This window comes from Streptomyces sp. GC420 (assembly GCF_009916105.1).
Classification (GTDB): domain Bacteria; phylum Actinomycetota; class Actinomycetes; order Streptomycetales; family Streptomycetaceae; genus Streptomyces.
Map to the genome: position 1 here is coordinate 1 of NZ_JAAAXQ010000282.1, position 11,069 is coordinate 11,069.

10 protein-coding genes are annotated in these 11,069 nt (G+C 72.9%); 3 read left to right on the top strand and 7 right to left on the bottom strand.

Annotated features, from left to right (window positions below):
* Position 1: 1 nt before the first annotated feature.
* The 4 genes from GUY61_RS27590 to GUY61_RS27605 all read right to left on the bottom strand — a co-directional run bounded on the left by GUY61_RS27590 (position 2) and on the right by GUY61_RS27605 (position 4,471).
* Positions 2-1,783, bottom strand: coding sequence for an ATP-binding protein (locus GUY61_RS27590; protein ID WP_398957102.1), 1,782 nt, complete (start codon positions 1,781-1,783; stop codon positions 2-4).
* Between the two features lie 725 nt (positions 1,784-2,508).
* Positions 2,509-3,390, bottom strand: a complete 882-nt coding sequence (locus GUY61_RS27595) for a DUF2637 domain-containing protein (RefSeq protein WP_208106526.1) — start codon at positions 3,388-3,390, stop codon at positions 2,509-2,511.
* A 61-nt stretch (positions 3,391-3,451) separates the two neighbouring features.
* Entirely contained in the window at positions 3,452-3,748 is a 297-nt protein-coding gene (locus tag GUY61_RS27600; protein ID WP_166632968.1) for a hypothetical protein, read from the bottom strand.
* 192 nt (positions 3,749-3,940) lie between these two features.
* The gene (locus tag GUY61_RS27605; RefSeq protein ID WP_166632969.1) at positions 3,941-4,471 is read right to left on the bottom strand and encodes a hypothetical protein; all 531 of its coding nucleotides are present in this window, start codon (positions 4,469-4,471) and stop codon (positions 3,941-3,943) included.
* A 210-nt stretch (positions 4,472-4,681) separates the two neighbouring features.
* Between GUY61_RS27605 and lexA the strand changes: the two genes are divergently transcribed.
* Positions 4,682-5,368 carry a transcriptional repressor LexA gene (lexA, locus tag GUY61_RS27610; RefSeq protein WP_166632970.1) on the top strand — a complete coding sequence of 229 codons (687 nt, stop codon included), beginning with the start codon at positions 4,682-4,684 and terminating at the stop codon, positions 5,366-5,368.
* 197 nt (positions 5,369-5,565) lie between these two features.
* Here lexA and GUY61_RS27615 read toward each other — a convergent pair whose 3' ends face one another.
* Positions 5,566-6,099: a GNAT family N-acetyltransferase gene (locus GUY61_RS27615; protein ID WP_166632971.1), complete on the bottom strand. Its 534-nt coding sequence runs from the start codon at positions 6,097-6,099 to the stop codon at positions 5,566-5,568.
* A 196-nt stretch (positions 6,100-6,295) separates the two neighbouring features.
* Here GUY61_RS27615 and GUY61_RS27620 point away from each other — a divergent pair, with 196 nt between their 5' ends.
* Complete coding sequence (locus GUY61_RS27620) at positions 6,296-7,975, top strand: glycoside hydrolase family 13 protein (RefSeq protein ID WP_313896885.1); 1,680 nt, start codon at positions 6,296-6,298, stop codon at positions 7,973-7,975.
* 273 nt (positions 7,976-8,248) lie between these two features.
* Here GUY61_RS27620 and GUY61_RS27625 read toward each other — a convergent pair whose 3' ends face one another.
* Positions 8,249-8,452 (bottom strand): cold-shock protein, encoded by a 204-nt coding sequence (locus GUY61_RS27625; RefSeq protein WP_166632973.1) that lies wholly within the window; start codon positions 8,450-8,452, stop codon positions 8,249-8,251.
* A gap of 170 nt (positions 8,453-8,622) precedes the next feature.
* Complete coding sequence (locus GUY61_RS27630; protein WP_166632974.1) at positions 8,623-9,942, bottom strand: MFS transporter; 1,320 nt, start codon at positions 9,940-9,942, stop codon at positions 8,623-8,625.
* Between the two features lie 268 nt (positions 9,943-10,210).
* On the opposite strand from GUY61_RS27630, the gene GUY61_RS27635 reads away from it, so the two are divergent.
* Positions 10,211-10,828, top strand: a complete 618-nt coding sequence (locus GUY61_RS27635) for a TMEM175 family protein (RefSeq protein ID WP_166632975.1) — start codon at positions 10,211-10,213, stop codon at positions 10,826-10,828.
* Positions 10,829-11,069: the final 241 nt, after the last annotated feature.

The window sequence follows — 11,069 nt, forward strand, 5'->3', positions numbered from 1 at the left end:
GTCAGGACGGCTCGGGCCTGTCGCCGTGCCCCGACGGTTCGGGAGAGGCGGCCGGTCCCGGCGTCCGGGGAGGCTGCGGCGTGGCCGGCTCCCCGGTCGCCGCGGCCCGCCGTGCCCGGTGGAAGGCGCCGAAGCGGGCGCCCGCGTTCTTGGACGGGGTCCGGTCGGCGGCGGGGCGCGGCACCGCGGGCCTGGCACGGTCGGCGGCCGCCATGGTGCGTCCCGGGGGACGCACCGGCAGTCCGTTCGTGGTGACGGCGGCGGGCTCGACGTGCCGGCCGGGCACCGCATCGGCGGGAGGGCCGGAAGCCGGAGCGGCGGGCGCCGTGCGCTCCTCGGGGCGGGTGCGCGTCCCGGGAGCGGGGTCGGGGTCGGTACGGACGTAGGACACGGTGGCAGGCTCCGTCAGGGTCCGGACGGCGGGCTCCGTCACGGGCGGGGCGGCGGGCTCGGGCGCCGGCCGGCTCTGCTGCGCCGCGCGCACGCTGTACGGGGAGCTCTCGGGCAGGGAGACGCGCTGCTGGGCGAGCAACTGGGACGGCAGCAGTACGACGACGCCGGTGCCCCCGCGCGAGGACGGGCGGAAGCTGACGCTGATCCGGTACTTCGCCGCGAGGCGCCCGACGACCGCGAGGCCGAGCCGGGTCCCCTGGAGCGAGGCCAGGTCGGTCATCCGGCCGGAGACCGCCTCTTCCGCCCGCCGCATGGCGGCATCGGCCATCTTCAGGCCGCTGTCCTCGATGGTGACGACGATCCCGGCGGACCGCTCCTCCACGTACACGTGCACCTGGTCGATGGGGGCGGAGAAGTTGGTCGCGTTGTCCATCAGTTCGGCCAGCAGGTGCATCACGCCCTCGGCCGCGAATCCGGCGACCGCCGCACTGCTGGAGCAGTTGAGGCTCACCCGGCGGTAGGCGGCGATGCGGCCCACGGCGCCGCGCAGGATGCTCTCCATGGCGATCGGCTTGTTCCAGGCCCGGCTCGACCGGCCGCCCATGAGCAGCGCCAGCCGGTCGGTCAGCAGGCCGAGCTGGGAGGTGCTGTGGTCGAGCTTGAGGAGGTCGCCGAAGACATCCTGTCCGTGCCGGTCCTGCATCTCGCGCAGGTCCGCCAGCATGCTCACGGCCTTGGCCTGAACCCTGCCGAGGGCCTTGGCGCTCGCGGCCTGTCCGGCGGCCGACCGCCGCTCGCTGAAAGCGAGTTCACGCACCGTCACGTCCAGCAGTTCGCGCAGCTGCGCGTCCGTGAACGAGTGGAGCCGCAGTTCGCCCCGCACGGTGTCGAGCGAGGCGCCCTCCCGCAGCCTGGTCACCGCCGTGGGCAGAGTCTCGGAGGCCGCCCTCGCCATGTCCTCGGTGGACCGGGCGCGCTCCCGGACCGCCTGCTCGTACTGGGCGTGCGCCGCGCCCACCTGCCGCTGCGCCGCGTCCAGTTCCTCGACGACGGTGCGCAGCAGGGCGACGAGGTGCGGCTCCGTCGGCTGCACCGCACCGCCGGCGGCGGCACCGGCGGACCCGCCGTTCCGCGCCGACTCGGCCAGGTGCGGCAGCGTCACATTGGCCAGGTGCGCCGTCTCCGAGCGGTATCGCGCCAACTCGGTCTGGCAGGACCGGGATTCGGCGAGGGCCTGCTCGACCCGGCTGCCCAGCCTGCGCTGGAGCAGCGTCACCGCCGTCGCGGCGGCGACGACGCACGCACCGGCCGCGGCGACGGTTGCTCCCACCCACGCCCCCGCCGCGTCCGGCGCGGCCAGGGTGACGGGCACCCCGACAGCGGCAGTCACCACAGCGGTGGCGAGCGGCAGGAGCCGCCGCGTGGGCCTCTGTCGCGAACGGGGCGCGTCTGGACGTGGCATTCCGCAGATCCCTCAATGCTCGGGGGTGGGTGGGTGCAACCGGTCGCGGCCGCACGGCATGCCTGTGGGAAGCCGGTGGACCGATACCGTGCAGCTTGATGGGCGTGCACAAGACGCCTGCGATCAGCAGCACTTGTGTCGGCACATGCTAATCATCCCGCTGCCCTTCGATGACAGAAGTCCACAGGGTCCACACACATCAGATCATCTCGTCGCATAGTCGGTCCTTCCATGGCTGTTTGTGGTAAAGGGCCCGCAAGTCGTCGCTGACATTGGGCATTTCCCACGCCGGTTCGCCAATCAGCTGCGGGCCGCGCACCCTCGGCGCCGGAGGGGGGACGGGCACGCGGCGCCGCCGCCGACGCGCCGAGAGCCACTCCTCGATCGGAAGTAATCTCGACCACGCCGCAGGCGGCACAGGAACCAGCCGCCAGCAAGCGAGATCTGGCCATTTTGATCGAACCCGAGCAACCTGAGCAACGAGCGAGGAGGGCAGGACCCGGTGGGCAGGGGGAGAAAACACGAAGTGCGGGCCACGCGTGATCGCGTGGCCCGCACTTCTCCCCGGCGAGCAGGGCGGATGTGCGTTTCAGCTTCGTCCGGCGTCCGTCCCGGAACCGACGCGCCCTCAGGCCCGAGTGGTGACAGACCTGCTACAGCCGACGGCGCCCGCTTGCACCGGGCGCCGTCGAGTGCTGCTGAGGAATCCTGCTCTGCGCACCGCCGAGGAACGGCTGCGCCGCGGGCTGCTCCGCGACGGGAGAGGTCTTGCGTGTGTGGTCGGAGTCCCCGAGCAGCCGGCCGACACCGGCCGGGCCCGACGACTGCCGGTGGCGCGGGACGGACTGACGAGGGGGCCTGGTCAAGGTGATCAGACGCACCAACTGCTGGAAGCAGGACAGCGCGGCAATCGTCGGCAGGGCGGCGGCGGAGGCGTCGATGACGGACTTGGGAGCGTGCGAGACGCACAGCACGACGGCGACCGCCGAGAAGAAGAGGACCACGGCCCAGGAATGCACGGCCCGGCGCTGCAGCAGGGCCGCGCGCAGGATACACAGGGACGCGACCAGCCATGGCCCGTACACCAGCAGGGGCCACCAGCGCAGCACACTCGAGGGCGGAGCATGGCTGGTCGCGACCGCGCGCAGCGGGTCATAGGCGACGATGCCGCCGAACACGCTGACCATGGCGACGATGACGGCCGTGAGCGCGGCGATGAGGAAACTGACCGTCTTGAGCGAGGACACCAGCCAGTTGCGGGACCGCACCCTGCGGTGCCGTTGGTGCAGCGCGCCGCGCGTCGCGGTGGGCACGGTGTCGGACACCGGATCGCAGGCGGGGTCCATCGGGTCCGCGGCACCCTGCACGGGGACGGACTCGCCGTACGTGGCCGCCCCGGTCAGCCGGCCGCCGTCCGCCTCCAGCAGGTGGACCAGTTCCTCGGAAGGGTCCCAGTGTCCGAGCAGATGGAGATTCGGGTCCTCCAGGGGCTGCCCGTCCGCCGCGCCCGGAGGGGTGTGCCAGGGTGAGTGCATCCACGCGTCGTACAGGTTCTCCTCGGCGGAACCCTCACTGAAATGATCTCGGGCATACCCTTCATGCATCGGTACCCCGCCGGGTCCGCTGCCCGTACCTGTCGAACGGAGCAAGATCAGTGGACTGGCGGGTGAAGTCCGCCTCGATCTGATTAAGTGCGGTCAGAAAAAGCTCAAGCTCCATGGACGTATGGCTCAGCGGCACGCACTCGCTGCCACGCCGCAGGATGACAGCGGCGTCCCCGGCGGCGGGCGACGAGGCCGGGGTGAGAAGCCACTCACCCAGCCGCGCCCTCGCGGTCGGGGCCCCGGGCGCATGCCGCTCGGTGAGTGCGGTTCGCTGCTTCGGTGTCGTCATATCCCCCTCAACGAACCGGATTAATCACAGGTGCGGCGCATCCGAGTGACACCAATGCAGTATTTCGTTGACCGTCGGGGGCTTCTCATCGGTTCCGCGGACACATGAATCGATCTTCGGCCCGTCCATAGCATCTTCGGAGCGTCTGCCGAATTGCGCGGACGTACGCATATGAGCGTGCCGGGTCCTCTGTCACTCCTCGGCCATGAGCGGGACGGGGGCGAGACGGGCGAGGAGTTCCGCGCGGTGGAGCCCGGCCACGGGCGCGAGGAGGTCCGGGTGGCGCGCCAGCGCGGCGGCCCGCCTGTCCCGTTCACCGGGCGCCAGCAGGCGCCGGAACTCCACGGCCGGGCCGTCCATGTGCTCCGTCACCTCGAGCGCGGCCACCGCGGCCCGCGCCAGCGGCGCATCGCCGAGCAGGCAGGCGGCCCAGCTCGCGACGACCTCGTCGACCCAGGTGCACCAGTCGGGCGTCCTCCCGCCGTCGGTGCGGCCGGCGTCCGCGGCGGCGATCCGGTCGAGCCGCGCGCAACCGCCGGGACCGGCCAGGGCGACCAGCCCGGCGTCCACCGACGTCGGGTAGCGCAGCCAGGCCGCGGCCGTCACGGCCTGCCGCACCTGGATCTCGGAGAGGGCGGCGTCCATCACACCGCCGACGGGCGGGTACGCGCGCACGAGCCAGTGGGTCGTGGCGACTATCAGGTGAGACAGGGGTGCGGACACAGCGGACGCCGTTCAGGGGTGCGGACCGGAGTGCGAAAAGTTACCGCTCGTCCCTGTTTGCGGGAAAGGACGCGGGCCACGTTCGGGCAGTGCTTTCGGACACATCGGCCGGAGGGTCTGCGGGACCGCCGTGAATTTCGCAAGCTTGTTCCAAACGGTGCGATCCACCGATACTGTCCGTTGCAAGATCTACCGGCGTGGGGAGCGCACATGGACACCGTCGCAGCAGCGGGCAGGCGAGGTCGGCCTCCGGGCAGCCTCGGCATGAACGGTGAGGGCCTCACCGACCGGCAGGCGGCCATCGTCCGCTGCATAGCCGAGCACGTCGAGCGTCACGGCTATCCGCCGTCGATGCGGGAGATCGGTGCCGCCGTCGGCCTCGCCAGCACCTCCTCGGTCGCCCACCAGCTCATGCAGCTCGAACGCAAGGGCATCCTCTACCGGGACCCGCACCGGCCGCGGGCCTACCGGGTCCGCGGCGCCTGGACCCGGGAGCAGCCCGAACCGCCCTCCGCCGCCACGCTCCCGGTGCGGGTGCCGCTGGTCGGCCGGATCGCGGCCGGCGCGCCGATCCTCGCCGAGGAAGCGGTCGAGGACGTGTACACACTGCCGCGCCAGCTGGTCGGCACCGGTGAACTGTTCGCCCTCAGGGTCGCCGGGGACAGCATGATCGACGCCGCGATCTGCGACGGGGACATCGTCACCGTGCGCCGCCAGCCGGACGCGGACAACGGTGACATCGTCGCCGCCCTCCTCGACGGCGAGGCCACGGTCAAGCGCCTGCGCCGCGAGAACAACCATGTCTGGCTGATGCCGCACAACCCGGCGTACCAGCCGATTCCCGGCGACCAGGCCACGGTCCTCGGCAAGGTCGTCGCGGTGATGCGCACACTGTGACGGCGACTGCGCGGCTCTGACGACGACCGGGCGCGCACTGAAGGCGCAGCCCTCTCCGCCCCGGCCGGGCGGCGGGTGCCGGACGACGCTTCCGGGGAAGACGACGCGCCGCCCCCCGTATGCCGCCCGGCGGCGAGGGGCGGCGGATCAGAGCCGGCCGGTGCCGGCGGATGCCGGTGGCGGCCCCGAGCCGGGCGTCACGCGCTGTACTCGGTGAGATCGATGGCGTAGACGGAAAGCGGGGTGCCGTGGACCGGGTCGGTCGTCTCGCGCTCGGGCGTCATGCCGAGTTTGCGCATCACGTTGAAGGACGCCTCGTTGCTCACGTGGGCGATGCTCACGACCCGCTCGAGGCCGCGGTCCTGGAGCGCGAACTCCAAGGTGGCGTGCGCCGCCTCCGACGCGTAGCCCTGGCCCCAGAACTGCGGGGCCAGCCGCCAGCCGATCTCCACCGCGGGCAGTACCTCCGGCAGGAACGCGGGGACGGACAGGCCGGCGAGACCGGCCAGTTCCCCCGAGCCGAGCAGTTCGACGGCGAAGAGGCCGAAGCCCTCGTCGTCCCACTCCTCCTCCCACCGTTCGACGGCCCGCGCCGTCTCCTCCGGGTCGTGGACCGAGCCGTCGCCGATCCACCGCATGACCTGGGGGTCCGCGTTGATGTCCGCCATCACGGCGAGGTCGTCCTCGTGCCAGCGGCGCAGCAGGAGGCGGGGCGTACGGATCTCGGTCATGCCGCACATCCTGCCCGCCCCGGAGCCCCGGCGGAAATCCTGTCCGGGCGCCGGGACGGCCGCCCCGTCCGGGGAAGCCTCCTGGGCAAGAGAGCACAAGAGTGCCGCACGCCCGCCCGGCCGCCGTCCCCGCACGGCAGCCGGACCGGGAGGCGGCCGAGGACTCAAGACGCAACCACGTTCCGAGGAGAAGCCCGTGGCCCCTGCCCGACCTCCTGCGCCTCCTGCCGCTCCCGCGCCCTGGTGGCGCGACGCCGTCATCTACCAGGTGTACCTCCGCAGTTTCGCCGACGGGAACGGGGACGGAATCGGTGACATCTCCGGCCTCCGGCAGCGGCTCCCCCACCTCGCCGCGCTGGGTGTCGACGCGCTGTGGATCACACCGTGGTACCCGTCGCCGATGGCCGACGGGGGGTACGACGTCGCCGACTACCGCGACATCGACCCCGTCTTCGGCACCCTGGACGCCGCGCAGTCGCTGCTGGAGGAGGCGCACGGGCACGGTCTGCGGCTCCTCATCGACATCGTGCCCAATCACACCTCTTCCGAGCACGCGTGGTTCCGCCGGGCGCTGTCCGAGGGCCCCTCGTCACCGGTCAGGGACCGCTACGTCTTCCGCCCCGGACGCGGCCCGGGCGGAGAACTGCCGCCCAACGACTGGCGCAGCGTGTTCGGCGGCCCCGCCTGGACCAGGATCACCGAGCCCGACGGTTCGCCCGGCCCCTGGTACCTGCACCTGTTCGCCCCCGAGCAGCCGGACCTGAACTGGGACGACCCGGAGGTGCGCGCCGAGTTCGAGTCGGTCCTGCGCTTCTGGTTCGACCGCGGTGTCGACGGGGTGCGCATCGATGTCGCCCACGGCCTGGTCAAGGCCCCCGGCCTGCCCGACCTCGGCTCACTGGACGGCAAGCTCCTCGACGGGGCCACCGGCGACGACCACCCGCACTGGGACCGGGAGGAGGTCCACGAGATCTTCCAGGGATGGCGGTCCGTCGCCGACACGTACGACGATCCACGGGTGTTCGTCGCCGAGGCGTGGGCCGGCGCCCCCGAGCGGCTGGCCCGCTACGTACGCCCCGACGAACTGCACACCGCGTTCAACTTCGACTACTTGATGACCCCTTGGCGGGCCGACGTGCTGCGCCGGGTGATCGACGACTCCCTGGGCGCGCTGGGCGCGGTCGGCGCCCCCGCCACCTGGGTGCTGTCCAACCACGACGTCGCCCGGCACGTCTCGCGCTACGGGCGCCCGCAGCCCGAAGGGCGCCTGCGCTCGCTGTCCGACCTGAACGAGCCCGCCGACCTGGCCCTGGGCACCAGGCGGGCCCGCGCGGCCTGCCTGCTCACCCTCGCGCTGCCCGGGGGCGCGTACCTCTACCAGGGCGAGGAGCTGGGGCTCTGGGAGGTCGAGGACCTCCCGGAGGAACTGCTCCAGGACCCCACGTGGCACCGTTCCGGGCACACCGACCGTGGACGGGACGGGTGCCGCGTCCCGATGCCGTGGAGCGGGGACGCGCCGCCGTTCGGATTCTCCCCGGGGGACGGGCAGGGCGAGCCCTGGCTGCCGCAGCCCGAGGCCTGGAAGTCCCTGACCGTGGCGGCCGAGGAGGGCGATCCCTCCTCCATGCTGGAGCTCTACCGGGCCGCGCTGCGGCTGCGCCGGGATCATCCGGCGCTGGGTGACGGCACGCTCGCCTGGGACGGCACCGCCGGCGGCGGCCTGCTGTCCTTCAGCCGCTCCCCGGGGTTCCGGTGCGTGGTGAACCTCTCCGACGGCGCGGTGGAACTGCCCGCCCATCGCCGCGTCCTGCTGGCCAGCGGCCCGCTGGAGCGGTACCGGCTGCCGGGGGACACGGCGGTGTGGCTGGAGGTCTGAGGCGCCGGGGGACGGCCTGCGGGACGTCGCGTGGCGGCGCGCGGGGCCCCGGCCGGGGGCCGGTCGCCGGCCCCCGGCCGTCCGCGTCGCTCCGGTCGCGGTGCGGCAGGCGGTGCGGGCCCGGTGCGGCACACCGCTTCGGGCCCGCTGCCACAGTCGGCGCGGGCCGGCCGGCACCCCGTGCGGACACGCCCGGGGTGCGGGCGCCGCGCCGGCACGTACCAAGGGGCCGTCACCTCCCGGTGACGGCCCCCGGCCCGACATCCCGCGCGGTCAGCCGCGGACGATGTTCTCGGCCTGCGGCCCCTTCTGTCCCTGCGTGATGTCGAAGGTCACGCTCTCGCCCTCGGTGAGTTCCCGGTAGCCCGTCCCGGAGATGTTCGAGTAGTGCGCGAAGACGTCAGGTCCCCCACCGTCCTGAGCGATGAAACCGAAGCCCTTTTCGGAGTTGAACCACTTCACCGTGCCGCTCGCCATGCTGCTGCTTCCTTCGTCCATCCTGAGGAACGGCCCGGCGCTCCCGGGCGTGCTCCAGGCTCCTGTCCAAGGCGCCCGACGTCCGTCCTACCCCACCGCTCACCGGTTTATCCGACGGTCACGAAGACGGCCCACACGAGTCCGCGCGGCATCAGCCGGACAGCGTCCGCTCAGTGCGGGCCCTGCGGCTCGGGCAGCCGCTCCCGCGCGCTCCCGTCACCGGTACGGGGCTCGTCCCCGTCACCGGTACGGGGCCTGTCCGCACCCCCGGAGACGGGTGCGGACCGGGCGGGTGCCGGTACGAACAGCAGGGCCAGTGCCACCGGCACGGCGACCGCCGTCATGGCGTACAGCGTCGGGCGCACCCCCAGCTCCCGCGAAAGGGGACCGGCCAGCACGAGGCCGAGCGGCATGAGCCCTGTCGAGAGCAGGTGGTCGAACGAGCTGACACGGGACAGGGAGCGCTCGGGCACATGGATCTGCAGGGTGGTCTCCCACAGCGTGAAGAAGACGGCGACGGCCACACCCGTGACCGCTTCGAGCGCCGCGATCACCACGACCGAGTCACCGATGCCGATGATCAGCGCCTGGCACGAGGCCACGGCGAGCGCGGCGCCGGCGACGGCGAACGGCCGGGCGGGCCTGATCCGGTAGGCGAGGACGTCGCCCGCGATCGAGCCGATACCGAAGGCGGTGACCACCGCCGCCCAGCTCCGCGCCCCGCCCCACTCGCTGTCCGCCAGCACCGGCCCGAGGACCGACACCGAGGGCAGCACCACCACGTGGTACACGGACATGGCGCCCATCCCCGCCCACAGCCAGGTACGGGTGCGCACCTCCCGGAAGCCGGTGCGCAGTTCCCGCGGGAAGGAGCGCCGGCTGCCCGCCGGGGACTCCGCCACGGCGCGGGGTGTGAGCCGCGCCAGGAACGCGGCGCTCACCGCGAAGGTCCCGGCGTCCAGGGCCAGCGCGCCGCCGGGGCCGGTCCAGGCCACCAGGGCGCCGGCGAGCACCGGTCCGAGCACCAGCCCCGACGAGTGCACGAACCCGCGCAGCGCGTTCGCCTCCCGGAGCCGCTCCCTCGGAAGGATCAGCGGTACGAGTCCGGTGGCGGCCGGCATGAAGAAGGCGTCGGCGGTCCCGAACACCACCATCAGCAGCGCGAGGTGCGGGACTTCGGCTACACCCGTGAGCAGCAGGCAGGCCCCGGTCGCCTGCGTCGCGCAGCGGACGAGGTCGGACACGAGCATGATGCGGTGGCGTGGCAGCCGGTCGGCCCACACCCCGCCCACAAGGGCGAACAGCAGCATGGGGACGAGTCCGGCGGCGGCGACAAGACCGACGTCGGTGGCGGAGCCGCCCACGGACAGCACGGCGAAGGGGACGGCGACGAAGGTGACCCGGTCGCCCAGTACGGACAGCGACTGGCCGAGGAACAGGCGGGCAAACTGGGGGTGCTCGCGCAGCACCCCGGGTATGCGGTTCTTCATGGGTCCCCGACGGTGGGAAGTTGATGTGCCGCCGCGATGGTAGGGACGCCCGGGCCCCGCTGTCCGCCCATTTTCCCCGCGCCGATCAGTGCCTTCGCCCGAAACCGTCGGCCGGCCGCGGCCCCGGAGGGCTGCGAGGTCTCCGGGCGCGGGCCGCAACGACGGGCGCGCCGACGGCCGGTGGCGGTTGCCGCCGGTTAGGGTTACGGCACCGCATCCGCCCCACCGGACCACGGCGACCGGCCTGCGCACAGGCCGCGGGAGTGACATGCCAGCTGTCAGCGCACGGTCGACGGTGGTGGTGAAGCCGGACAGGCTGCTGGCCTTCGGTGACGCCGTGTTCGCCATCGCCATCACGCTGCTCGCACTCGACATCGGCGTCCCGGAAGGGCTCGATCCCTCCCGACTCGGCGAGGCACTGCGTGACGCGCTGCCCGACGTGCGTGCCTACCTGCTGAGCTTCGCCGTCATCGGCGTGCTGTGGGTGACGCAGCACGCGGCCTTCTCATTCATAGCCCGCGTCGACGGCTGGGTCCTTCTCAGTTACATGTGCCTGCTGGCCGTCGTCGCAGCCCTGCCCTTCCCCACCCGCCTCATCAGCGACTACGGGGACACGGCGCTCGCCACGACCCTGTACGCCGCCACGATCTCCGCCGCCGCCGCGTTCATGGCCGCGCTGCAGACGCGTCTCCTGCTGGCGCCGGAGCTCGCACGGCGGGGCGTCGCACGCAGCGACATCCGGCACTCGCTGTGGCAGAGCCTCGCGGTGGTGACCGTCTTCGCCACTTCGGTTCCCCTGACCGCCGTGTCCGCGGCCACCGCCCAGTACTGGTGGATCCTCGCCGTCCCGGTCCGCCGGGTGCTCGCCCGCCGGGCGGCACGGTGACCGAGGGCGATGCCTGACAAAGCCCCTCGCCCTGCGGGGGACGCGGGCGGCCGCCGCCACACCGGTGGAGGCCGGCCCCGGCGGGGAGTCGGCGCACCACCGGGCTCGGGGCACCAGGGCGTGTTTCGAAAGTCCCGTCCGGCTGGGGGCGCCCGGCACGCACTCCCCCGTGGCCCTCCGGGCACGGGAGGTGCCCCCACGCGGCGTTGTCGGTCGTCGGCGCAGCCCGCTGCGCTCTCCT